The 23385-nt window shown below is 41.7% G+C and carries 20 protein-coding genes and 2 pseudogenes; 12 read left to right on the top strand and 10 right to left on the bottom strand.

Annotated features, from left to right (window positions below; genetic code table 11):
- Position 1: 1 nt before the first annotated feature.
- From addA to FNL97_RS14035, 3 genes are all read left to right on the top strand, one after another.
- Positions 2–3736 carry a helicase-exonuclease AddAB subunit AddA gene (addA, locus tag FNL97_RS14045; protein WP_143416002.1) on the top strand — a complete coding sequence of 1245 codons (3735 nt, stop codon included), beginning with the start codon at positions 2–4 and terminating at the stop codon, positions 3734–3736.
- Positions 3737–3805: 69 nt separating this feature from the next.
- Complete coding sequence (locus tag FNL97_RS14040) at positions 3806–4987, top strand: exonuclease SbcCD subunit D (protein ID WP_062677220.1); 1182 nt, start codon at positions 3806–3808, stop codon at positions 4985–4987.
- Positions 4984–8334, top strand: a complete 3351-nt coding sequence (locus FNL97_RS14035) for an AAA family ATPase (protein WP_143416001.1) — start codon at positions 4984–4986, stop codon at positions 8332–8334. The genes FNL97_RS14040 and FNL97_RS14035 overlap by 4 nt, the downstream gene beginning before the upstream one ends.
- Before the next feature lie 55 nt (positions 8335–8389).
- Here the strand turns inward: FNL97_RS14035 and FNL97_RS14030 are convergent, their stop codons facing one another.
- From FNL97_RS14030 to FNL97_RS14000, 7 genes are all read right to left on the bottom strand, one after another.
- Positions 8390–8611: a spore germination protein gene (locus FNL97_RS14030; protein WP_012749369.1), complete on the bottom strand. Its 222-nt coding sequence runs from the start codon at positions 8609–8611 to the stop codon at positions 8390–8392.
- Positions 8611–9036: a spore germination protein GerPE gene (locus tag FNL97_RS14025; protein WP_062677222.1), complete on the bottom strand. Its 426-nt coding sequence runs from the start codon at positions 9034–9036 to the stop codon at positions 8611–8613. Before FNL97_RS14025 ends, FNL97_RS14030 begins: the two co-directional genes overlap by 1 nt.
- A 2-nt stretch (positions 9037–9038) precedes the next feature.
- The gene (locus tag FNL97_RS14020; protein WP_012749371.1) at positions 9039–9221 is read right to left on the bottom strand and encodes a spore germination protein GerPD; all 183 of its coding nucleotides are present in this window, start codon (positions 9219–9221) and stop codon (positions 9039–9041) included.
- The gene (locus FNL97_RS14015) at positions 9218–9820 is read right to left on the bottom strand and encodes a spore germination protein GerPC (RefSeq protein ID WP_041269825.1); all 603 of its coding nucleotides are present in this window, start codon (positions 9818–9820) and stop codon (positions 9218–9220) included. The genes FNL97_RS14020 and FNL97_RS14015 overlap by 4 nt, the downstream gene beginning before the upstream one ends.
- Positions 9821–9904: 84 nt before the next feature.
- Entirely contained in the window at positions 9905–10132 is a 228-nt protein-coding gene (locus FNL97_RS14010) for a spore germination protein GerPB (protein WP_012749373.1), read from the bottom strand.
- A 14-nt stretch (positions 10133–10146) separates the two neighbouring features.
- Complete coding sequence (locus FNL97_RS14005; protein WP_062753867.1) at positions 10147–10368, bottom strand: spore germination protein; 222 nt, start codon at positions 10366–10368, stop codon at positions 10147–10149.
- Positions 10369–10489: 121 nt separating this feature from the next.
- Positions 10490–10714, bottom strand: a complete 225-nt coding sequence (locus FNL97_RS14000) for a spore germination protein (RefSeq protein WP_062677223.1) — start codon at positions 10712–10714, stop codon at positions 10490–10492.
- A 136-nt stretch (positions 10715–10850) separates the two neighbouring features.
- Between FNL97_RS14000 and FNL97_RS13995 the strand changes: the two genes are divergently transcribed.
- From FNL97_RS13995 to FNL97_RS13975, 5 genes and pseudogenes are all read left to right on the top strand, one after another.
- The gene (locus tag FNL97_RS13995) at positions 10851–11075 is read left to right on the top strand and encodes a spore germination protein (protein ID WP_062677224.1); all 225 of its coding nucleotides are present in this window, start codon (positions 10851–10853) and stop codon (positions 11073–11075) included.
- Between the two features lie 111 nt (positions 11076–11186).
- Positions 11187–11858: pseudogene (locus tag FNL97_RS13990) on the top strand (AMP-binding protein); the annotation flags it as partial.
- A gap of 139 nt (positions 11859–11997) precedes the next feature.
- On the top strand, positions 11998–13245 hold the full coding sequence (locus tag FNL97_RS13985; protein ID WP_143416000.1) for an RNA-guided endonuclease InsQ/TnpB family protein: 1248 nt from the start codon (positions 11998–12000) through the stop codon (positions 13243–13245).
- A 63-nt stretch (positions 13246–13308) separates the two neighbouring features.
- A pseudogene (locus tag FNL97_RS13980) lies at positions 13309–13989 on the top strand (AMP-binding enzyme); the annotation flags it as partial.
- Positions 13990–14060: 71 nt separating this feature from the next.
- Positions 14061–15224, top strand: coding sequence for a DUF418 domain-containing protein (locus FNL97_RS13975; RefSeq protein ID WP_143415999.1), 1164 nt, complete (start codon positions 14061–14063; stop codon positions 15222–15224).
- 24 nt (positions 15225–15248) lie between these two features.
- On the opposite strand, the gene FNL97_RS13970 is transcribed toward FNL97_RS13975, so the two are convergent.
- The gene (locus FNL97_RS13970) at positions 15249–15419 is read right to left on the bottom strand and encodes an aspartyl-phosphate phosphatase Spo0E family protein (RefSeq protein ID WP_041269587.1); all 171 of its coding nucleotides are present in this window, start codon (positions 15417–15419) and stop codon (positions 15249–15251) included.
- 141 nt (positions 15420–15560) lie between these two features.
- Here FNL97_RS13970 and FNL97_RS13965 point away from each other — a divergent pair, with 141 nt between their 5' ends.
- Positions 15561–16643, top strand: coding sequence for an RNA-guided endonuclease InsQ/TnpB family protein (locus tag FNL97_RS13965; protein WP_015863580.1), 1083 nt, complete (start codon positions 15561–15563; stop codon positions 16641–16643).
- A gap of 296 nt (positions 16644–16939) precedes the next feature.
- Positions 16940–17845 carry a fumarylacetoacetate hydrolase family protein gene (locus FNL97_RS13960; RefSeq protein WP_062678471.1) on the top strand — a complete coding sequence of 302 codons (906 nt, stop codon included), beginning with the start codon at positions 16940–16942 and terminating at the stop codon, positions 17843–17845.
- A gap of 41 nt (positions 17846–17886) precedes the next feature.
- Here the strand turns inward: FNL97_RS13960 and FNL97_RS13955 are convergent, their stop codons facing one another.
- Positions 17887–19083, bottom strand: coding sequence for an ornithine--oxo-acid transaminase (locus FNL97_RS13955; RefSeq protein ID WP_012749381.1), 1197 nt, complete (start codon positions 19081–19083; stop codon positions 17887–17889).
- A 310-nt stretch (positions 19084–19393) separates the two neighbouring features.
- Here FNL97_RS13955 and FNL97_RS13950 point away from each other — a divergent pair, with 310 nt between their 5' ends.
- Both FNL97_RS13950 and FNL97_RS13945 read left to right on the top strand, forming a co-directional pair.
- Entirely contained in the window at positions 19394–19747 is a 354-nt protein-coding gene (locus FNL97_RS13950; protein ID WP_062678472.1) for a YisL family protein, read from the top strand.
- Positions 19748–19865: 118 nt separating this feature from the next.
- Positions 19866–22721 carry an EAL domain-containing protein gene (locus FNL97_RS13945; RefSeq protein ID WP_143415998.1) on the top strand — a complete coding sequence of 952 codons (2856 nt, stop codon included), beginning with the start codon at positions 19866–19868 and terminating at the stop codon, positions 22719–22721.
- A 32-nt stretch (positions 22722–22753) separates the two neighbouring features.
- Here the strand turns inward: FNL97_RS13945 and FNL97_RS13940 are convergent, their stop codons facing one another.
- Positions 22754–23302: a DUF2777 domain-containing protein gene (locus FNL97_RS13940; protein ID WP_143415997.1), complete on the bottom strand. Its 549-nt coding sequence runs from the start codon at positions 23300–23302 to the stop codon at positions 22754–22756.
- Positions 23303–23385: the final 83 nt, after the last annotated feature.

Below are 23385 nucleotides of genomic sequence, written 5' to 3'. Positions count from 1 at the left end.
AATGAATATCGTTTTTCGTCCGAAACCGAAGGAAAGTCAGTGGACGGATGAACAATGGAAGGCTATTGTTGCGGATGGCCAAGACATTTTAGTGGCAGCGGCGGCAGGATCAGGGAAAACAGCGGTGCTTGTCGAACGGATTATCCAAAAAATTACGGCGAAAGAAGACCCGATTGATGTCGACCGGCTTCTTGTTGTGACGTTTACCAACGCTTCTGCGGCCGAAATGAAAACGAGAATTGCCGAGGCGATCGAACGCGAGCTGGATAAACAGCCAAACTCGCTCCATTTGCGCAGACAGCTTAGTTTGTTGAATCGTGCTTCGATTTCAACAATTCACTCCTTTTGTTTGGACGTTATTCGCAAATATTACTATTTGATCGATATTGATCCCGTATTTCGCATTGCTGATGATACGGAAATGGAATTGCTGAAAGAAGAAGTGATGGAAGAACTCTTGGAAGAAGAGTACGGAAAAGCCGATAACGAGCTGTTTTTCGAAGTGGTGGACCGTTATACAGGGGACCGGAGCGACGCTGAACTGCAAGAAATGATTTTGTCTATCTATGAATTTTCCCGGTCGCATCCGGAACCGTATAGATGGCTTGACCAACTTGTTGCGATGTATGACATAGACGAGGATACTCCATTAACGCAGCTTCCGTATATTTCTTACTTAAGAAAATATGTAGAGATGGAATTGGCAGCGGCAAAACGCCTTATTGCAAGAGCTTTACAACTGGCTCATTTGCCTGGAGGGCCGTTGCCGCGAGCTGAAAATTATCGCGATGATTTGCAGCTTATCGCCCATTTTGAAGCATTGTTAGACCGCTCATGGGACGAGCTATATGAAGCGATGAAGTCGTTGTCGTTATCGCGTTTAAAATCGTGCCGCGGCGACGAATACGATCCGCAGCTCGTGGAAGAAGCAAAATCATTGCGCGATCAAGCGAAAAAGAAATTGGAATCGTTACGGGACAATGTATTTTCTCTCCGCCCGACTACATGGCTTCGACATATGCGGGAGATGAAACCGGTCGTTGAAACGATTGTTCGGTTAGTAAAACAATTTACGGAAATGTTTCAAGCACGCAAGCGTGAAAAAGGAATCGTCGATTTTTCGGATTTGGAGCATTATTGTTTGCAAATTTTGCGCCATCCGAATTCAGCTGACGGACAATGGCTTCCGTCTGACGCTGCTTTGGATTATCGCGCTCAATTTGTTGAAGTGCTTGTTGACGAATATCAAGATACGAACATGGTGCAAGAAGCGATATTGCGGCTTGTGACAAAAGGAAATGAACATACCGGAAATTTATTTATGGTAGGTGACGTAAAACAATCCATTTACCGCTTTCGCTTGGCGGAGCCGATGTTATTTTTAAGCAAATATAAACGGTTTACGGCAGACGGTAAGCAATCGGGAATGAAAATTGACTTATCCAATAACTTTCGCAGCCGCGCGGAAATTTTGCATGGAACGAACTTTATTTTTAAACAAATTATGAGCGAAACAGTCGGGGAGATGGAATATGACGAAGCGGCGGAATTAAAATATGGCGCCGTTGACTATCCGGACAATGAGCAGGCAGCGCCGGAATTGATCATTATTGACCGAAATAGCAAAGACGACGAAGAAACCGGGGAGTTTGACACGAATGATCTAGCAGCAGCACAGCTGGAAGCGCGCATGATGGCAAAAAAAATAAAGGAAATCGTCTCCGAGCCGTTTCACGTTTACGATCGCAAAGCAAAACGAATGCGCCGCGCCATGTATCGAGACATCGTTATTCTTCTCCGTTCCATGACGGCCGCTCCGCAAATAATGGAAGAATTTCGCGCGCAAGGCATTCCGGTGTATGCGGATCTATCTTCTGGATATTTCCAAGCGACAGAAATATCTATCATGCTGTCGCTGTTAAAAGTGATCGATAATCCATATCAAGACATACCGCTTGCATCGGTTTTGCGTTCTCCAATTGTCGGTTTGAATGAAAATGAATTAGCGCTTATCCGCATTCATGAGAAGAAAGGCACGTTTTATGAGGCAATGGTGTCATTTTTGACTAAAACGGTGGATGACAAAGAAGAAGCAGCGTTGCAACAAAAATTGCGCCTGTTTTACGAACAGCTAAAACATTGGCGGACAATGGCGCGTCAGCGTTCGTTGGCGGATATTATTTGGCAGCTATATCGGGATACGCAATTTTACGATTTTGTCGGTGGTTTGCCTGGCGGGAAACAACGACAAGCGAATTTGCGCGCGCTTTATGACCGAGCTCGGCAATATGAAACGACGTCATTTCGAGGATTGTTTCGCTTTTTACGGTTTATTGAACGCCTGCAAAATCGCGGGGACGATTTAGGAGCGGCACGTGCTCTTGGCGAACAAGAAGATGTTGTCCGCATTATGACGATTCATAGTAGCAAAGGGCTTGAATTTCCAATCGTTTTTATTGCAGGGCTATCGCGTCCGTTTAATACGCGAGACTTATATGAATCGTATTTGCTTGATAAAGAACTCGGGTTTGCGGCGAGATTTGTAGATCCAAAGCTGCGCATCAGCTATCCGACATTGCCGCAAATCGCGATAAAACAGAAGAAACGGCTCGATTTTTTAGCGGAAGAAATGCGAATTTTATATGTTGCGTTAACAAGGGCAAAAGAGAAACTATATTTAATCGCAGCGGTGAAAGATGCGGAAAAAGAAGTAGCAAAATGGAAAAGCACTGCGATGGAAGAAGAGTGGCTTTTGCCGGATGATGTCCGTGCTTCTGCGCGTTGTTACTTAGATTGGATCGGAAGAGCGCTCATCCGCCATCGTGACGGGCGAAACTTCGGTGATTTGTCCTATGTATGTGAGAAAATCGCTTCCCATCCGTCTATTTGGCATATGGAAGTCATTCCGGCGAGCCAATTGTATGACGTGGATAAAGAAGCCGAGCAGATGGATGAGCAAATAATCACCGCGTTAAAACGAGGAGAGCGTGTTCCGAACGCGGGGGAATGGAAGGAAGAGGTTGATCGCCTTCTTTCGTGGGAATACGCATATGAAAAAGAAATGCTTGTCCGTGCGAAGCAAACGGTATCTGAGTTAAAACGACATCGTGAAATTTTTGGGGAAAATGCCGACCGAATGCCGCTCCATTCATTTTCCACACCGCTGTTTGAGCGTCCAATGTTTATGAGTGAGAAAACATTGACACCGGCAGAAAAAGGAACGGCAATGCATATTGTGATGCAGCAAGTCGATTTGACAGCACCAATTACGGAAGAGACGGTTCGTGAACAAATAGCCAAATTAGTTCAAATGGAGCTGCTAACACACGAACAGGCGGAAGCGATCGATATTTCGAGCGTTGTTGCGTTTTTCGACACAGAAATCGGCAAGCGCCTACGTGCCGCAGACGAAGTGTATCGTGAAGTGCCGTTTAGCTTGGCGCTGCCGGCAAAAGAAGTATATGAAGACGGTGTTGGCGAAGAAAGAAAAGTTCTTGTTCAAGGCGTCATTGATTGTTTATTTGCTGACGAAAAAGGACTTGTATTAATCGACTTTAAAACAGACACCGTAACTAATCGGTTCGCAGGAGGTTGGCATGAAGCAAAACAGGTGATAATATCCCGCTATAAAACACAAATGCAGTTATACCGTCGCGCTGTAGAACAAATTTGGAAAATCAATGTAGATGAATGTTATTTATATTTATTTGATGGCTCACATCTTATTTCCATATAGAAACTAGAAACGGAAAAGAGGATCTCCTCTTTTCCGAATACTTTCTAGAAAGAAAGGAACGGAAAGCGTATGCGCATTTTACATACAGCCGACTGGCATTTAGGAAGAACGCTGGAAGGAAGAAGCCGTCTGCCGGAACAGGAACAATTTATTGATGAGCTTGTCGACATCGTGGAAAAAGAAAAAATTGATGTCGTGTTAATGGCGGGAGATGTGTTTGATTCTGTTAATCCGCCGGCAGCAGCTGAACAATTGTTTTACGAAAGTCTTGCCCGCCTTTCAGATAAAGGAAAACGTCCGGTTGCTGTTATTGCCGGTAACCATGACCATCCGGAGCGGATTAGCGCTGCTAGGAAATTAGTAGCCGATTACGGCATCCTTTTGCTAGGGTGGCCGGACACGACCGTCTATCGCATTGAAGTGCCAGCGCGAAATGAAACGATGATGCTCGCTCCGCTCCCGTATCCTTCTGAATCGCGTTTAGCAGAATTGCTGTCCAAAGAACATTCCGAAATTTCTTTGCGTGACCGATACGACGAGCGCATTCGCCATCTATTTGCAGCGATGTCCGCTTCGTTTTCGGAAAAGACGGTAAACATCGCAATGAGTCATATTTATGTGGCAGGAGGAAGTACATCCGATTCGGAACGGCCGATTGAAGTCGGTGGTGCTTACACAGTAGCTGCTACTAGTTTGCCAAAACAAGCTCAATATGTCGCGCTTGGCCATTTGCATCGGCCGCAAGATGTAAAACGTGCTGAAACGGCGGCGCGTTACTCTGGTTCACCGCTTGCATATAGCTTTTCTGAAGCGGGATACGCTAAATCTGTTACGATTGTCGATGTAAAACCAGGGGAAAAAGCGATAGTTTCCGAAATACCGTTGTCCTCTGGCAAACCGTTAGTAAGGTGGCAAGCAACCGAAGGAATTGCCCAAGTATATCGCTGGTGTGAAGAAGGAAAAGATCCATCTGCATGGATTGATTTGGAAATTCACCTTTCACAGCCGTTATCCATGGAGGAAATTTATCGATTGCGCAAGCTTCATTCTGGTTTTGTGCATATCCGTCCTGTCTTTCCAGAAAAAGAAGAGCATATAGAGAATCGGAAGCAAGAGCGATTATCATTAGAAGAAATGTTCCGCCGTTTTTATGAGCGCCAGACAGGCGGCGGCAAGGCGGACGACGAGCTTGTCCGATTATTTTTAGAACTGGTGGCGGAACAGGAAGAAGAGGGGGAGACGGAAGAGTGAAGCCGATTTCATTAACGATAGCGGGTTTGCACAGTTTTCGCGAGAAACAAACGATTGATTTTCAATCATTATGCGAAGGTGGTGTCTTTGGCATTTTCGGCCCAACTGGAAGCGGGAAATCAACGATTTTAGACGCGATTACACTTGCGTTATTTGGCAGTGTGGAACGTGCGCCAAACCATACGCAAGGAATTATGAATCATGCGGAAAATGAACTGTTCGTTTCTTTTACGTTTGAATTAGAAAATGCCACATGCACGAAGCGATATACGGTAGAGCGCAGCTTTAAACGTGGCGATGAATGGCGGTTAAAAAGCGGAATATGCCGGCTTATCGAAGTTGGCGCAGAAACCGTTGTGTTGGCGGATAAGTTGACGGAAGTCAATAAAGCGATAGAGCAATTGCTTGGTTTAACGATGAAAGATTTTACGCGCGCCGTCGTGCTGCCGCAAGGGAAATTCGCCGAATTTTTATCATTGAAAGGCGCCGAACGACGGCAGATGCTACAGCGCCTTTTTCATTTGGAACCATATGGAGACAAGTTAAATAAAAAATTGAAAGAAAAACTCGCTGCCATTTCTAATGAATTAAATGAAGTGATCGCTGAGAAGACAGGTTTAGGAGATGCATCGGAAGAAGCGCTTGAACGCGCGAAACAAGAGTTAGAGACACTTTGGGATTTACTGCAAAAGCGAAAAGCAGAATTACATGATATGGAAGTAACGATGGAACGAACGAAACAGTTATGGGCATGGCAAAGGGAAAAAGAAGAACTTGAAGCCGAACTAGCGCGCCTTGCCAGTGAAGAATCACATATTCGCTTATTAGAGAATAGAAAAGAACGCGCGGAACAAGCGGAACGAATGTGGCCATATCTCGAACAGTATGAAGAAGCGCGCCGGTTTGTGATCAATGCAGAGGAGAAACAAAAGGAATTACAGAAAAAACTCGTACAAGCTAAAGAACTTTATGAAAAAGCGATGCATCGTTATGAACGTATTCGGCAAGAAAAGGCCGCTTCCGAACCTCATTTATTAGCAAAAAAAGAACAGCTCACCCAGGCAAAACAGTTAGCGGCTCAAATCCATGCGTTAGAAACAGAATTAAACGAAATGAGGAAACAAATTCATTTGCTAGAAGAAGAAGAACGGAAAAAGCTTGTCGAATGGCAGGAAGCAGCAAAGTTGTATGAACGCGGGCTGGAAAAACAACAAATGTTAAAGGCAGAGCTGCAAAAATATGCAGCTTCTATAGAGCAAAAGGAAGTGGTTGAGCGAGCATACGATGAAAAACAGCAAATTGAAAGAATAACAGATGCGCTTCAAGATATTCAACAACGGCTGGCACAAAAACAAAAAGCGCAACAGCAGGCCAATAAGGAACGAGAAAAAAGAAAGCAGCGCGCAGAGACGGCAAAAGAAAAATTGCACGTTTTGTTCCAAAAAATAGAGAAAGTCTATCATTCTGTCTGTGAGAGACAATGGCAGTTAGAAAAACGGTTGTATCGGTATGAACAACAGCTCGAGCAAGAACGCGAAAAAGCGGAGCAGGCGCAAACTGCAGAGATGGCAGCAATTCTTGCTAGACAACTTCGCCAAGGAGAACCATGTCCTGTCTGCGGGTCATGCGAACATCCGAATCCGTATGTATATGAGCACAATAACGTTAGCAGCGGGAAAATCGCTATATTGGAACAGCAGGTAAAACAAGGACAAACTTATATGCAAGTGTTGCACACATTAAAAGCACAGCTTGAACAATTGGCGCAATTTATTGGAAATGAGTGGACGTTCCAACGATTCGATGTAAGTAAATTAAAGGTTGAAGAAGATATCGATATTGCCGTGGAAGTGAAAGCACTTCAACAAGATTGTTTGCAATTAAAAGAAGCCCTTCAGCAGGCGCTGCAAAAGTGGCGTGATGCCGAATCGTCACAGCAAGCCATCGAGCAAGAATTAAGATTGCTAGAAAAAGATGTACAAGAATTACAAACGGAGCGGGAATATCGTTTCAATGAATACAATCAATTAGAAGCAAGCTGGCGTGAAAAATATACCGATTTTTCTTTTGATACGATCGAAGCGCTCCGCAACCAAATGCGAAAACATGAAGAAATCGTTCGGAAATTGCAAAAACGAATCGATGACAGCATTCCGTTTCTTGAAACTAAATTAAATGAAAAAGAGCGATTAGCCCAACAGCAGCGAGAGCTGGAAACGGAAAAAGTCCGCCTTGTTTCTTTGTGGAAGGCTAAACAACAACTGGCAGATGACTATAAACAGCAGTTAATGGAAAAAGCAGGTGGAAAGCAAGTAGAAGAGCAACTTCTTCAAGTGGAAAAACAGCTGCTTTACTTAAAAAAAGAAGAAGAAGAAGCATATCAAAGATGGCTGCAGGCACAAAAACAATACCAAGCTTTAGAAACGGAAGCAAAAGCGATACAGCAGTCGTTGGAAGAAGGAAAAGAACGGTACGAAGAAGCGAAATTGCGTTGGCTTAATGAATTGAAAAAAACAACATTTGCCGATGAAAACGAAGTGAAAGAAGCAAAGGCGGCAGAAGAATTACGCCTCGAGTGGGAACAGCAAATCAAACATTATTGGCAGAAAGTGCAACATGCCCAGCATCGTCTTCAGCAGCTGACCGAAGCGATCGGTGGGGAAATGATTGATCAACAACAATGGGAACAATTGCAGACTGTATATGAACAAATAAAACAACAAGTAGATGAAGCCATGCAGCAAGTGGGTGCCGCGCAAAACAAAGTGGAAGAATTAACGGAAAAACATAAACGGTTTACGGAATTAGAGAAAAAACAACAAGAGTTAGCCGCTCTTATGGATCGTTATAAACATTTGCAGTCGATTTTAAAGGGAAACAGCTTTGTCGAATTTATGGCGGAAGAACAACTCATTCAAGTGACAAGAATGGCTTCCGAGCGATTAAGTTCGTTGACAAGACAGCGCTATTCATTGGAAGTCGACTCACAAGGAGGGTTTCTCATTCGCGATGATGCCAATGGCGGGGTAAAGCGTCCAGTGACAACATTATCAGGAGGAGAAACGTTTTTAACATCATTATCGCTCGCATTGGCGTTATCAGCACAAATTCAATTGCGTGGGGAATATCCGCTTCAGTTTTTCTTCTTGGACGAAGGGTTTGGCACGCTTGATGCGGAACTTCTTGATACGGTTATTTCTGCACTGGAAAAGCTTCATTCGCAGCGGCTTTCTGTCGGGGTAATCAGTCATGTGCAAGAAATTCGCTCCCGCCTGCCGAAGCGGCTTATTGTTGAGCCGGCGGAACCGTCTGGGCGAGGAACAAGAGTTAGATTAGAAGTCATGTAACTTTTACTAATAAAAATGCAAAGCAGCCATTTCCTGAAAAGGAGTGGCTGCTTTGCTAATTGTTTGCAGCAACATTGCTGTCAAACGTATCGGAGTCAAACGTGTTTGTTAAACTGATGCCGTTGTTTGTAATGATAAAATCCCCAGTATTAAATCCTCCTGAACCAGCCATTGTTTTTGTGGCTACTTTTGGAGCGATATAAAGACAATCCCCCATTTGCACAACTGCTCCACTGCTGACAGTATTAATTTTAATGGGTCCGACGACAGAAGGCATTATTTCTCATCCTTTGTTATTGATGAAGTGGTTTCTGTATTTGTCATAGAAGGCAATGAAGAATCCGGAGCAAGCTGACGAATATGTTTAATTCTTGCTTCCGCATCAACAGTAGAAGTCGATCCAATATGAACAACGGAAGAAGTGGAAACCGCTAACATACGAATGGAGCGAACGGAAATAACGGGAGATTGATGAAGGGTTTGAATGAAAATATCATTGCTGTTTGGCTGCAATTTGGGAATTGGTCTTGTAAAGATAGGAAAAATTTCTTCTCCTTCGCCCCCGAAAAATAATTCATATTGTCGTTGAACCGCTAAAACGCGAGAACGCGAAGTAATTTCCCGTGAATCACCGATTTGTAAAACAGAACTATAAACAACTGTTTCTCCATGAAAATATTCTACCATCGATGTTCGTTTCATGATTATTCTCCTCTTGGAGCGAGTGGGACGAATGGACCGATAATTAACGATTCCGGCGGTGTGTCGAAAGTGGAAGCGAGATTAATAACATCTGCATCTCCAACTAAAAAAATGGCGGAGCTTGTTATAGCTGTTAAGTGAATATCGCCAACATGGATATCGCGGTTAATCACTGTATAGTTCATTGTTCTCCCCCTTGTTTTGGTAAATGTTTTAGAAAAAGGTCAAGCGATTGTTCAATATCCATCTTTACTTTTTGAAAAATTTCGTTTTCGACCGATTTATCATTGTCCGATGCAGGGACGTATCCGTTATTCATTTTTTGCTGTAAATAAAAATGGATTCGTTCGTCCACTTGTCGAGCGATGTCTTGCAAAATAAAATGTCGATACGTGTCATCAAGACGAAGTGCATATTGTTCTTCCAATTTCTTTAACGTTTCCTTTGCTTCCTTTTCTAAATAAGCATGAACTTTTTCTTGAATGGTGCGGAATAAGACTGGTTCCGGCTTTGGAACTATTGTTTTTTCAGGTTGAACGGCAAAATCTTCGATAGTGTTGCCAACACCGTTGGGAGTAATGCCAATATTTAATGTCCCTTCCAATGTTTCTACTTTTAATTGGTCAAATTTATATTCGATTCGTTCAATGGTTGTACGCGGTTGTTGTTGAAGTTCTATTAGCTGTTTTTCAAGGAGGAGAAGCCGCTGTTCTAACGATTGTATTTTTTTTGTTTGCCATGACAGATAGCGCCGCAGTTTCGCAAAATAGTCATATAGGAACATAATGTTGAAATCATCCTCTCCAAAGTCCCTTCTTACTTCAATATATGGACGGCCTTTTGTTGTCATCACTATTTTCATGCTTTTTTAGCGAGTTGCTGAATGAAGCGGGACTAGAGGACTGCTAGATGCTCCACCTGCCAATGGAACGATGGCGGTAGCGTGTGGAGCAGGCTTCGTGAATCCTCCTGTGTTTGTTAGTGTAGAAAGCGCTTGGATGCTGCCAGCGCTGCCGATTTGCAGTACGGATGAGTTCATAACAGAACCTATTTTCAATTGATAAATGCATATACTTTGGCTAATATAAAAATTCATTGGTTCTCCCCCTTTTAGGCGTTAGCTACTACATTTTCATCCGCGATGTCCGCATCGTTTATATTCGTATTGCTGTAATAGTTATAAATATGCAAGCCATCTCCTGTATTAAATGAACCGGCACCGGCAAATGTTTTGGCAACACTGTGTGGTGAAATCGCAAACACGTCTCCAATGTGAAACACGCCGCTGCTTCCGATACTGTTTAACTTAACGACTCCGACAAATGCTGGCATAACGCATGCACCTTTCTCTTGTTCTTATGATAATGTATGGGCGCGGCGGCAAAAACGTGAGCGTTTTAAGATTTTTCCCAAAAAGTCTCCCACCTCTAAATGGAATGAAGGTGGGAGAGATTCATTTATTTGCGGTAGTATTGGAGTCATTCACATCAGGATCGCTGGTGTTTGTAAAGCTGACGAACGTATTTGTTTGTAAAAAGTCGCCATTATTGCTGCCGCCAGAGCCAGTATTTGATTTAAGTGTACTTTTTGGTGCAATTTGTAACACGTCCCCAAAATTAACCGTTCCGTCACCACTAACGTGAGTAATTTTAATTGGGCCGCCAATAAAGGATGGCATGCGCTCTACCTCCTTATTTTATATGCTTACTGTTAGTGTATGAAAAAGCGACAAAACAGTTAAACGCACGATGGATGTCCAGACGAATCGATTTTTTTGTCATATGATATATAAAAATATAAAAAGGAGAATGGATATGCCGGCGACGATTATCGGGGGAGTTAAAGTGACGAGTGTAAGCGGAAACGGGACAGTAAATATGGGAGATGTGCTGCAAATCGCTCCAAAAAGTACAGCGAAAACGAACTCAGGAGCGGGGGGAGCAAATACAGGCGATTTTTTGCAGACAAATACATTTTGCAGTGTAACAAATACGTTTGACCCTGATGTAAAAGATTCAGAGGTACGCAAAAATAAATAGATGGTCGCAATGAAAAAAAGACCATCTTTTTCTTTTATATAGTGTAAATCTTAAAAAATTATGTATAATATAATTGTGAATTTTCAAAAATATTTTGTGGGGGATGGGATAATGAACGTACCATTAGTATTAACACAATTTTTAGATAGGGCTGTTTCACTGTACGGAGACAAAACGGCAATGATTTGTTCTGGCCGCGCGCTTACATACAAACAATTAAATGAGCGTGTGAATCAGCTTTCTCACGGTTTAAAGCAATTGGGGGTAGAAAAAGGAGATCGGGTGGCGTATTTGGCGCCAAATACGCTTGAAATGTTAGAAGGATTTTACGGTGTATTTCAGCTTGGGGCGGTCATGGTTCCGCTGAATACTCGCCTTAAGCCGGATGATTATTTGTTTATTTTAAATCATAGCGAAAGCAAAGTGTTGTTTGTCGACCAAGATTTATATCATTTCATCGTGCCAATTAAGGAGCAGCTGCAGACCGTAAAGACGATTATTGTTCATCAAAAAAATGTCGAAACAGATGAAATCGATTACGACAAATGGTTAGCGCAGCATCCTAGCACGCCGTTTGATCGTCCGGATATAGATGAAAACGATGTATGCAGTCTTTTATATACAAGCGGAACGACGGGAAACCCGAAAGGTGTCATGTTGACGCATCGCAATAATTATCTTCACGCGTTAGTATCGATGCATCATCTCCGCGTTTCCGACCAAGATACGTATTTGCATATATTGCCGATGTTTCATGTGAACGGATGGGGAGCGCCGTTTTATCTTAATTAGGCGAGAAGACTCCCACTTCAACGAAGCGAAGCGGAGTAAGTGGGAGATGAATCGCCTTAACTATATTTTGCTGAAAATAGGATAGATTCAGTAAAATATAGTATCATATAGTTAGATGGGAGGTGAAAAAATGTATTTTTGTATCAAACAACAGCTAAATGGTTTGACCAAAGAAGAATACTTGACTCTTCGAGAACTGTGCCATATTGCCAAGAACATGTACAACGTCGGATTGTACAATGTCAGACAATACTATTTTGAACACAAGGAATTTCTTAATTATGAGAAAAACTATCATCTTGCAAAAACGAACGAAAACTATAAGCTGTTGAACAGCAACATGGCACAGCAAATTTTAAAAAAGGTTAATGAGGCTTTTAAATCTTTCTTTGGATTAGTAAAACTAGCCAAACAAGGCAAATATGACTACAAGGCTATCAGTATCCCAAAATATCTTAAAAAAGATGGCTTTCATTCACTAATCATTGGTCAAATTCGTATAGACGGCAACAAATTCACGATACCGTATTCTCGCCTATTTAAAAAGACTCATAAGCCTATCACGATAACGATTCCGCCTGTGTTACTGGACAAAAAGATTAAGCAGATTGAAATCATTCCTAAACATCATGCCAGGTTCTTTGAGATTCAGTACAAATATGAAATGCCTGAAGATCAAAGAGAATTAAATGACCAAAAAGCACTGGCGATTGATTTAGGAGTGAATAATCTTGCCACTTGTGTCACATCAGACGGCAGATCATTCATCATTGATGGGCGGAGATTAAAAAGTATTAATCAATGGTTTAACAAAGAAAATGCCAGACTTCAAAGCATGAAAGATAAGCAAAAAATCAAAGGTACAACCCGTAAACAGGCTTTGCTTGCTATGAATCGCAATAATAAAGTGAATGATTATATCAACAAGACTTGCCGTTACATCATAAACTACTGTATTGAAAATCAAATTGGCAAACTTGTCATTGGCTATGCGGAAACATTGCAGCGCAATATGAATCTAGGAAAAAAGACAAATCAAAACTTTGTCAATATTCCTCTCGGTAATATAAAAGAAAAACTAGAGTATCTTTGTAAATTTTACGGCATTAAATTCTTCAAACAGGAAGAGTCATATACGTCTAAAGCCAGCTTTTTTGACGGGGATGAGATTCCTGAATATAATGCCGACAATCCAAAAGAATATAAGTTCAGCGGCAAACGTATTAAGCGCGGCTTGTATCGAACAAAGTCTGGCAAACTAATTAATGCTGATGTCAATGGCGCATTAAACATCTTAAAGAAAAGTAAAGCTGTAGACCTGAGTGTCTTATGCTCTAGCGGCGAAGTGGACACGCCTCAAAGAATAAGGATTGCTTGAAGCAGTCAAACTTCTTTGGAAGCCCCCACTTCAAATTTTCGCTAGAAAATTAAGTGGGGGTAGTTCACCCAAGTGTATGGCATGACAGAGTCTTCACCGCTTAACACGATTTCCACGATCCGCTCCCATTTGCGTGATTTGCCGTTAGAAAAACAATATCGCCTGAAAGCAAAAGCGGGGTATTCGATGATCGGTTGTGAAGTAAAGGTAGTGAATGAGTATGGTGATGAAGTGCCGTATGATGGAAAAACGATCGGTGAAGTCATTATAAGAAGCAACAATGTGATGAAAGGGTATTGGAAAAATCCAGAGGCAACGATGGAGGCAATCCGCAATGGCTGGTTATATACTGGTGATATGGGAACAGTAGATGAATATGGATATATTGACATTGTCGACCGGAAAAAAGATATTATTATTAGCGGTGGGGAAAATATTTCTTCCATTGAAGTAGAAGGCGTTTTATATGAACATCCGGCGGTGTTGGAAGCGGCAGTAATCGCTGCGCCGCATGAAAAATGGGGAGAAACGCCTCACGCGTTTGTTGTCGTTCGGCCTGGCCATGAAGTGACGGAAGAGGAATTGATTGCCTTCTCACGGGAAAAATTGGCGCATTTTAAGGCGATTACTGGTGTAACGTTTGTCGATGCATTGCCAAAAACGGCATCAGGAAAAATTCAAAAAGTGCATTTACGTAAACAGTATTGGGATTCTGTTGGGAAAACAGGCCGTTATGTTAATTAAAGAAAAATGGCGTCCGCATATGCGGAGCCTTTTTTCTGTCAAACGGTCGATGTGAAAAGAAAGGAGAAAAAATGGACAAACAGGCAAATCACGAGCGGATCTTGGTTATTGATGTACTGCGCGGCTTTGCCCTATTAGGAATTTTGATGGCGAACATGCCTCATTTTTCATCACCGGTTATGTATGGAAACATGAAGACAAATAGCCGGCTCGATGATTGGACCATGGCGGCCATTGACGTTTTTTGCGAGGCAAGTTTTTATCCGTTATTTGCATTTTTATTTGGCTTTAGCATGATACTGTTTCGTGATCGGCTGCGTAAAAAACAGCTTCCATTTATTCAAACATTTTTACGCCGGCTGGCTATGCTGCTTATGTTCGGGATTGTTCATGCTTTTTTGATTTGGTTTGGCGATATTTTAATTTCATACGCCATCGCTGGAGGAATATTGCTTCTGTTTTCTCAAGCACGGCCGCGCACATGGATGATTGGAGCGTTCGTTTGCTTTTTGATTCCTCACTTATTTATGGCGCTGTTATTTGGAATGCTTATGTTTTTAGAAGGAACAAAAGAAACAGGAAATGGCAGCATCCAGCTGGCGATGGAAGCGATGCGCAATTATCAAAGCGGGTCTATGTCCGATATTTTTTTGCAACGCTGGAATGACTGGATGTACGCCAATGGTTCAGGAGGATTATTATTTACGGTTCTTACGGTGTTGCCTCTTTGTTTGTTCGGGGGATATGTTGCACAAAAACGATGGGTGGAGGAAGCAGAACGTTACATTTCCGTAATTAAAAAAATTGCATTATGGTCACTTCTATTAGGAATATTTCTAAAGCTGTTGCCATACTTTACGGTGAAAAATTATTTCACCGAGTATATTCAAAATATATTTGGAGGAACAGCGCTAGCATGTTTTTATGGCACAGCTATTATTCTATTATTTCAAAAGGAAAAATGGCGGCGAAAACTAATTATTTTCCAATATATAGGGAAGATGTCGCTCACAAACTATTTGTTTCAATCGGTATGTTGTACACTGCTGTTTTATGGTTATGGGCTTGGATGGTATGGACGTATTGGCATATTTTCTGGAAGCATGCTTGCATTTCTTATTTATGGTGTGCAGCTGATAGGAAGCCAAAAGTGGCTTCAGTTTTTTCGGATCGGTCCGATCGAATGGATATGGCGGTCTGTAACTTATGGGAAAAAGCAGCCTTTTCGTAAATAAAAAGTCCCTCTGCATGCCGAAGCATTACTGAGGGACAGGTGAGGAAGAGTGTTCTATCGGCGCCGTTTCCCGCAAATAACGATTAATCAGTTCATCTAGTTCTTGACTGCACTCGATCGTTTCTTTGGCGGTAAATCCATATGTCAATGCTAATTCGATCATTTGTTGCCGCTTTTCCTCAATTAAAATCACCATTGCATTCACCGTCACGAGAACATCCGCCGGAAGCCCACTGCTTTAGCTGTGGAAGGAAGGCGGGGTTTATATTTTTAGTATATATTGAATTTTTTCGTTCAATATAAGTACACTGGATTTAGAAAGGTAGGTGAATCAAGAATGCTCTGCACTCTCAAGATTAAATTAATGCCAACTCTTGAACAGTTTCATGCGCTGCTGGAAACAATGAAACGGTTTAACCAAGCATGCAACTATATTAGCGAGATTGCTTTTCGCTCCAGAACCTTTTCCAAAACGAAAATCCAGCGGCTTTGCTACTATGACGTCAGGGAAAAATTTGGCCTCTCTGCCCAAATGACCGTTCGTGCCATCGGCAAAGTGTCGGAAAGCTATCGTTTGGATAAAAAAACCTTGCATAACTTTAAAGAAACCGGTGCCATCGTGTATGATGAAAGAATCCTGTCCTTTAAAGGGTTAGAGTATGCTTCCATCCTTACCTTGCAAGGAAGAATGGAAATCCCTATGGTCATTAGCCGCTACCATCAAGGTTTGCTGTGCGGCAACCGTGTTCGGGGTCAAGCCGATTTAGTCCTTCAAAACGGTATTTTTTATTTACTGCTCGTGGTGGACGTTCCCGAAGGCCAGCCCAATTCCGAAAACGGATTTATCGGTGTGGACCTTGGCATCATTAATATCGCCGTCGATAGCACCGGTGAGGTATTTTCCGGCTCGAAGGTCAACGGGCTGCGCCGCCGCCATGCGAAACTTCGCGCCAAACTCCAAAAGAAAGGCACCAAGTCAGCGAAACGCCTGCTTAAAAAGCGTTCCAAGAAGGAAAAACTATTTGCCCGTGATGTGAACCACTGCATTAGCAAGAAGATTGTTGAAAAGGCAAAGGCACTCGGATGCGGCATTGCCCTTGAAGATTTAAAGGGCATCCGCCAACGCACCGAGAAAACGGTTAAAAAGCAACAGCGTCGTCAACACTCTTCTTGGTCTTTTTATCAGTTGAGAAAGTTTATTGAGTATAAAGCGGCGATCGCTGGCGTGCCGGTGGTATTGGTTCATCCAAAAAATACTTCCCGCACCTGTCCGGTTTGCGGACATGTGGCCAAAGAAAACAGACCGTCAAGGGATCAGTTTTGTTGTCGAGCTTGTGGGTACGCTGCCCCTGCCGACAACGTGGCTGCGGAAAACATCCGCAGGGCTGCTGTCAACCAGCCGAACGCGGCAGCCAATTAGGCTAGTTGCAAGCCCACGGCTTTAGCCGTTGGGTAGTTGACTAAGATCATGTTTTTCGATTCATTTTTGTAATGAAGCTTTTAAGAAAAAACTACTTAAGCGCCATGATCAATTCTTTTTACCTACGACGAAAGCCATGAATGTGAATGGAAGAAAAGAAGCTAAACATTATTATACATATAGCGACGAAAAAAGAAAGGCGTTCGCTAAAATAAGTAGTAATTTTACTAATTTAGACAAAATTCAACAGATAGTAGGTTTTTTTATAAAAAATAAAACAGAAAGGGAGATTTATGATGAGATTTGTTACAGCACAGCGTAACAATGAAACATTTGTCGGTGTGGTTGAACAAGAAAGTGAGAAGGTCGTTCATTTACACCTTGCCGAGCAGGCGATGCAAAAGCGCATGACGCTTCCGTCGTCATTGTTGGAGTGTATCGCGTTAGGAGATGAGTTTCTTAATAGAGTAAATGAAATTGCAGCATGGGTAAAAGAAAACCCGTCTACACAATATATGTATGATTTACACGATGTTCGTTTGCTGGCACCGATTCCGCGCCCATCCAAAAATATTTTTTGCATTGGAAAAAACTACGCAGATCATGCTATCGAACTAGGAGGAAAGTCGGATATCCCGCAGCACCTTATTGTATTTTCGAAAGCGCCGACAACGGTGATCGGACATGAGGAAACGGTTTTGCGCCACGCTGATGTGACAGACGAATTGGATTACGAAGGAGAACTTGCTGTTGTGATCGGCAAACGCGGAAAGGCGATTCGCAAAGAAGAGGCACTTGATTATGTATTTGGTTATACCATTATCAATGATATTACGGCACGTGATTTGCAGGAACGGCATCAACAATATTTGCTTGGAAAAAGTTTGGATACATTCTGTCCAATGGGACCATGGATTGTCCATCAATCACTTATTGAAAATCCAAATAAGCTGCAAATAGAGACGAAAGTGAATGGAGAAATAAGACAAAAAGCGAGCACAGAGCAATTTATTTTTAACGTCGAAACGATTATTGAAACCATTTCTCGCGGAATCACGCTGGAACCAGGAGACATTATCGCTACCGGAACGCCGGCGGGAGTCGGAAAAGGAATGAAGCCGCCGCGCTTTTTACAAGCGGGAGATGTTGTGGAAATTACGATCGAAGGAATCGGAACGTTAAGAAATAAAATTGGAGAGTAAGAAAAAACGGGGCGTTTCTATTCACCAGCCCCGTTTCACTGTTATACCCCAGCAAACACTTTTTTCACCCGCTCTATTGCCCAATCCAATTCTTCTTTTGTAATAACGAGCGGTGGAGCAAAACGAATGACGGTATCGTGCGTTTCTTTGCACAACAGCCCTTCTTGTTTTAATTTTTCACAATATGGACGGGCGGAAGTATGAAGTTCCACACCAATAAACAGTCCTCTTCCGCGCACTTCTTTAATGTCTGGATGTTGAATTTCACGCAGTTTTTCGATGAAATAGTTCCCTAATTCCAACGAACGTTCCGGCAATTTTTCTTCGATAATGACATCAAGCGCCGCGATGGATACCGCGCATGCAAGTGGGTTTCCGCCAAATGTGGAGCCGTGGGAGCCAGGATTAAACACGCCGAGAATGTCGCGGTTTGCTGCTACGCAAGAGATAGGGAATACGCCGCCTCCTAATGCTTTACCGAGGATGTACATATCTGGAACGACATTTTCCCAGTCGCAAGCAAACATTTTTCCAGAACGGCCGAGGCCAGATTGAATTTCATCCGCAATATAAAGAACATTGTTTTCTTTACATACATTGTACGCTTCTTTCAAAAAGCCTTCCGGCGGGATATTAATCCCTGCTTCGCCTTGAATCGGCTCAAAAATAAAAGCTGCCGTATTTGGTGTAATCGCTTTCTTTAATGCTTCCACATCGCCGTATGGGATGATTTTAATGCCTGGGAGCATCGGTCCGAAACCGCGTTTATACTCTTCGCTAGAGGACATTGATACCGCTGCCATCGTTCGGCCATGGAAATTGTTTTCACAAACGATAATTTCCGCTTTATCTTTTTCTACGCCTTTAACGTCGTACGCCCAGCGCCGCGCCGCTTTAAAAGCGGTTTCTACCGCTTCTGCACCTGTATTCATCGGTAAAACCATGTCTTTACCGGTTAATTTCGCGACTTTTTCATACCAAGGGCCTAGCTGATCATTATGGAACGCGCGCGAAGTTAATGTGATGCGATCTGCTTGCTCTTTTAGTGCTTGAATAATTTTCGGGTGGCGATGCCCTTGGTTGACGGCTGAGTAAGCGCTTAACATATCCATATAACGATTGCCTTCCGGGTCTTCTACCCATACCCCTTCTCCTTTAGTAAGAACAACCGGAAGCGGATGATAGTTGTTCGCGCCGTATTGCTCTGTTAAGCGGATAATTTCAGTGGTTTTGCTCATGCGTGTTCCTCCCTAGTGATTTATGGAATTTTTGCGCTATTTTTTATTATAACAAAAAAAGGGATGTTAAACGATGTAAATGATGAAAAGAGTCTTAAACCGGGAGAGCGGAGGGATTCCTTGCTCATGAAAGTCTTGTGGAATTAGAGCGAGTGTTTATGCGAAGGCAGAAGCTCTGTAGCACACAGGAACCTGTTGACTTTCCTCCTAGAGCAGGGGAGATAAATAGTTTTTGATTAATATAAAGTTTGTTTTTTCTGATTGATGCATGCTATGATGGGGATGAATATGTGAAAAAGGAGGAAATGGCATGACACATGCACATATTACAAGTTGGTTAATTACCGTTATATTGTTTTTTATCGCCGTTTCATTGCAACGCTCGGGGGCTTCGAAAGCAAAAATTGTACAAATGGCACTTCGTTTGTTTTACATCTTCACCGTGATAACAGGGGGGCTTTTATTACATAGCATTGCTTCGATTTACATATTATACATCATCAAAGCTATTGTTGGCCTATGGTTAATCGGGGCAATGGAGATGGTTTTAAGCGGCATGAAAAAAGGAAAAAATACGAATGTTGCATGGATTCAATGGATCGTCGCATTCGTGCTCGTTCTATTTTTAGGATTCATGTTACCGCTGGGGTTTGATCTCTTTTGAAATAAGCGGCAATTCCATGTGGAGTTGCCGCTTTTTCTGATAGAAAAAATATGATATGTTAGTAGAGAGAGGGTTTTTGTAAATTTTCTAAATATTCGCATAAGAGTGGTGAAAATGAATGAACATGTACCGTCTACATTGTCATAATACAGAAGAATTGTATGACTTTATCGCACAGCACCACCTTGCCCAATATGAACATATTTTTGTACAAGTTGCAGCCAATAAAGTCGATCAGCTTGAACTTCGGAAAATGATTGGGTTGCTTCAGCGTTATCTTCCACAAGCGCAGCTATTTGGCGTCACATACGGCGAACATTTTGGTTTCGATGACAAATTTTTTATATGTTTTACTGTGTTCGAAAAAGTTAGCGTTCACTCTGTTTTATTATCATACGAAGAATTTGCAAATGAACTTGAGCTTGTAACATATATTTCGGATACGCTTATAACGGAAGAAACAAATCTTCTTCTTTTATTTACTGACCAGAATAGCAATCTTCATTCCCTTATTCGCCATATACCACTAGCAAATGAAAAAACGGTTGTGATTGCCGGGCGAATTAATGAAGGAGAGCGTTTGTTTTCGCATGAAGGATTTGTCACTGGCGGTATGCTGGCAATTAGTTTTAACGGTTCTGCTTTTCGTGTTCAATCATCACATCCGTTTTTATGGGAACCAGTTGGCACTGCTTTTCGAATAACGAAATGCAGCGGAAATAAGTTATACGAGCTTGATGGAAAAAAAGCAATAAAATTGCTGCAACGTTATTTAGGAAAGGAATTTATCGATCGATTGCCTTTTTCAGGAGCGGAATTTCCGTTCATTATTGAGAAAAATGGCCATAAAGAATGTTTATCCATCGTGAAAGCAAATGAGGATGGTTCTATTGAACTAAACGGTTACGTCCATCAAGGGGAGAAGGTTAAGTTTAGCTACGTTCATTTAACGTCATTGGTTTGGACTATATCCGATGAATTAAACAAATTGACGAAAAAATACACGGAAGCGATTTTTTTCTATCGTAGCATCGCCGTACAAGGCTATGCATATCCAGTGCTAGAGCAAATAACGACAACGCTGGAGCAAGTTGCTCCTACTTTTACGCCATTTATATTTGTAGAACTGGTGATCAAGGATAGAGATATACGTTCAGCCACTTTTAGCATGCTTGCGTTATCGGAGGGAAATCAGAACGGAGAGAATAGCAGTGCTTCCGTTTCTTTATCTATTCCTGAGATGTTTCAAGGGGTGATGACGCTAGCGAATTTAATGTCCACCTCCTCTCGAGAAATGGAGAGGCTTCGCGTTCATGTACAAATATCACAATCACTTTTTGAACATAATACAGATATTGTATATTCTACTGATTTACATGGGAATTTTACGAACGTGAATCCCGCTTTCGAGAAAATTCTAGGTTACACAAAAGAGGAAATTTTACATACGAACGCTTTAAAATACATGCATCCGAATGATGTACCTCGTGTTAGCAGACATTTTTATCGAGCTTTGCGTGGAAAAATTCAATATTATAATTTGGAGATTCCTACAAAATCAGGAGAAACATTATTATTCCAAATTAAAAACGTTCCAATTATCGTTGATGGGAAAAAAGTAGGCATTTACGGGATTGGAAGAGATATTACCGAACAAAAAAAAGCGGAAGAAAAAATTTCATATTTAGCGTATTATGACCCGGATACCCATCTTCCAAACCGGACAAAGTTTATGGAAATCATCGATGAACAGTTAGAAAAGGCGAAGCAAAAAAATAGGAAGCTAGCAGTCGTATTCATCGATTTAGACCGTTTTAAGCTAGTTAACGATAGTATAGGGCATTATGCGGGAGATGAAATTTTAAAACAAGTCGTTCAGCGCATTCAGCATGTTTTGCCAGCTGGAGCGTATTTAGGAAGGTTTCATGGTGATAAGTTTTGTTTACTTTTAACAGAGCGCACCGATTCAGAAGGAGTGTTTAAAACAGCAGCGCACATTTCAAAAGAAGTGATGAAGCCGATTGTATATGAAAACAAAGAATTTTTTATCACTATAAGTATTGGAATCAGCTTCTATCCAAACGATGGTGTGGATAAACATTCATTGCTCAAAAATGCTGATATCGCCCTAAATAGAGCAAAACAGAGTGGGGGAAATCGAATACAATTTTATTCTGCAAAAATGAATGAAGAAACGTTATACCGTTTAGAGATGGAGAGATATTTGCGAAAAGCACTGGAAAATCAAGAATTTTTTCTATGCTATCAGCCGATTATTGATATACATAAAGGTGTTATTGTCGGAAACGAAGCATTAATTCGTTGGCGCCATCCCAAGCTAGGACTTGTTAGACCGAATGAATTTATTTCACTAGCAGAAGAGACGGGGCTCATTCATGAAATTGGAAGATGGGTATTAGTAACGGCTTGCAAACAAACAAAAAAATGGCAGCAATTATGGAATCAACAACTCTTCGTTTCTGTGAATGTGTCGGCGAGACAATTTCAGCATGAAGGCTTTATTGATGATGTAAAACAGGCGCTAGAGCAATCGCAGCTCTCCCCAAATTGCTTACATTTAGAATTAACGGAGAACTCTATGCTTCGTAATCTTCATTACAGTATTCAAGTAATGAAAGAATTACAGCAGCTCGGTGTCGGTATTGCTATTGATGATTTTGGAAGTGGATACGCTTCTTTTAGTTATTTAAAAAATTTACCAGTAAACATATTAAAAATTGATCGTTCATTTGTTGAGCAAATGCATACAAATTCTTCGGATATCGCGATCGTAAAGGCAATTATTACGATGGGGCACGGATTAGGGCTAAAAACAGTAGCTGAAGGGGTGGAAACGGTCGAGCAGCTGGAATTGTTAAAAATGCTGCATTGCCATCACGCACAAGGATATGCATTGTATCGTCCGGTAACCGCGGAAGAATTGTCAACATATATGACGGTAAGCCACAAATAGAGAATTGGGGAAAGAAAACAACTCTTTCCCCATTATCCGATGTGCGCGCAAATAAACCGTTTTCCGGTATTAAATGTGATTTCAAAGCGGTCTTTATATGTATCTCCACGCTCATAGTAATGTTGGACGTTGCTAATGAATTCAGTATTATCATAAATAATAAAATTAACACCAGAATATTTTTTAAATAACAATCCATTATAGCAGTATAAACAATCGTATAAAGAAAAGCCGAGTTCATTTAGCCACTGTACAAAATGAAAAAACGTTTTATCGGAAAGCGATTCGAGCCATTGTTGATAAGCGTATGGAAGCCGCTTTCGAAAACGGACGTGTTCGCCGCTTTGAAGCGGGAAAACTTCGATCCCTATATCGACCATCCCGTCTTTTTGTAATTGGCCGCACATCCAATGACCATGGCGGAAAATCTCTATATTTCCTTCTGTCATTTCCTCAAGTAATGATGCTTCCTCATCTTTTTCATCAAAAAAGATCCACTCGCCGTTTACGAATTCAATCGTTCCTTGTATATAAGCGCGTTTTTGTTCATTTATGCATTGAAGACGATGTTCGATGTTCACTTTTCCTCCTCCTCCTCCTTTATTTCCTGTTTTGCCAAATTGTCTTCCATTTATTCACATCGTTCTTACAATCGGACAATTCA

The organism is Geobacillus sp. E263 (assembly GCF_007197795.1).
Lineage (GTDB): Bacteria > Bacillota > Bacilli > Bacillales > Anoxybacillaceae > Parageobacillus_B > Parageobacillus_B toebii.
Note: the sequence above shows the minus strand (reverse complement) of the source record. Positions and strands in the feature narration are given on the sequence as shown.

What these genes read in the sequence shown, in the direction of transcription:
- FNL97_RS13995 (WP_062677224.1), top strand. Translation starts at nt 10,851, where the DNA reads ATGCCGGCGACGATTATCGGGGGAGTTAAAGTGACGAGTGTAAGCGGA.
- FNL97_RS13970 (WP_041269587.1), bottom strand. Translation starts at nt 15,419, where the DNA reads ATGGTGATTTTAATTGAGGAAAAGCGGCAACAAATGATCGAATTAGCA.
- FNL97_RS14025 (WP_062677222.1), bottom strand. Translation starts at nt 9,036, where the DNA reads ATGAAACGAACATCGATGGTAGAATATTTTCATGGAGAAACAGTTGTT.
- FNL97_RS14015 (WP_041269825.1), bottom strand. Translation starts at nt 9,820, where the DNA reads ATGTTCCTATATGACTATTTTGCGAAACTGCGGCGCTATCTGTCATGG.
- FNL97_RS14010 (WP_012749373.1), bottom strand. Translation starts at nt 10,132, where the DNA reads ATGAATTTTTATATTAGCCAAAGTATATGCATTTATCAATTGAAAATA.
- FNL97_RS13960 (WP_062678471.1), top strand. Translation starts at nt 16,940, where the DNA reads ATGAGATTTGTTACAGCACAGCGTAACAATGAAACATTTGTCGGTGTG.
- FNL97_RS13985 (WP_143416000.1), top strand. Translation starts at nt 11,998, where the DNA reads ATGTATTTTTGTATCAAACAACAGCTAAATGGTTTGACCAAAGAAGAA.
- FNL97_RS13955 (WP_012749381.1), bottom strand. Translation starts at nt 19,083, where the DNA reads ATGAGCAAAACCACTGAAATTATCCGCTTAACAGAGCAATACGGCGCG.
- FNL97_RS14030 (WP_012749369.1), bottom strand. Translation starts at nt 8,611, where the DNA reads ATGCCTTCTGTCGTCGGACCCATTAAAATTAATACTGTCAGCAGTGGA.
- FNL97_RS14000 (WP_062677223.1), bottom strand. Translation starts at nt 10,714, where the DNA reads ATGCCATCCTTTATTGGCGGCCCAATTAAAATTACTCACGTTAGTGGT.
- FNL97_RS13965 (WP_015863580.1), top strand. Translation starts at nt 15,561, where the DNA reads ATGCTCTGCACTCTCAAGATTAAATTAATGCCAACTCTTGAACAGTTT.
- FNL97_RS14005 (WP_062753867.1), bottom strand. Translation starts at nt 10,368, where the DNA reads ATGCCAGCATTTGTCGGAGTCGTTAAGTTAAACAGTATCGGAAGCAGC.
- FNL97_RS13945 (WP_143415998.1), top strand. Translation starts at nt 19,866, where the DNA reads ATGAACATGTACCGTCTACATTGTCATAATACAGAAGAATTGTATGAC.
- addA (WP_143416002.1), top strand. Translation starts at nt 2, where the DNA reads ATGAATATCGTTTTTCGTCCGAAACCGAAGGAAAGTCAGTGGACGGAT.
- FNL97_RS13950 (WP_062678472.1), top strand. Translation starts at nt 19,394, where the DNA reads ATGACACATGCACATATTACAAGTTGGTTAATTACCGTTATATTGTTT.
- FNL97_RS14040 (WP_062677220.1), top strand. Translation starts at nt 3,806, where the DNA reads ATGCGCATTTTACATACAGCCGACTGGCATTTAGGAAGAACGCTGGAA.
- FNL97_RS13975 (WP_143415999.1), top strand. Translation starts at nt 14,061, where the DNA reads ATGGACAAACAGGCAAATCACGAGCGGATCTTGGTTATTGATGTACTG.
- FNL97_RS14020 (WP_012749371.1), bottom strand. Translation starts at nt 9,221, where the DNA reads ATGAACTATACAGTGATTAACCGCGATATCCATGTTGGCGATATTCAC.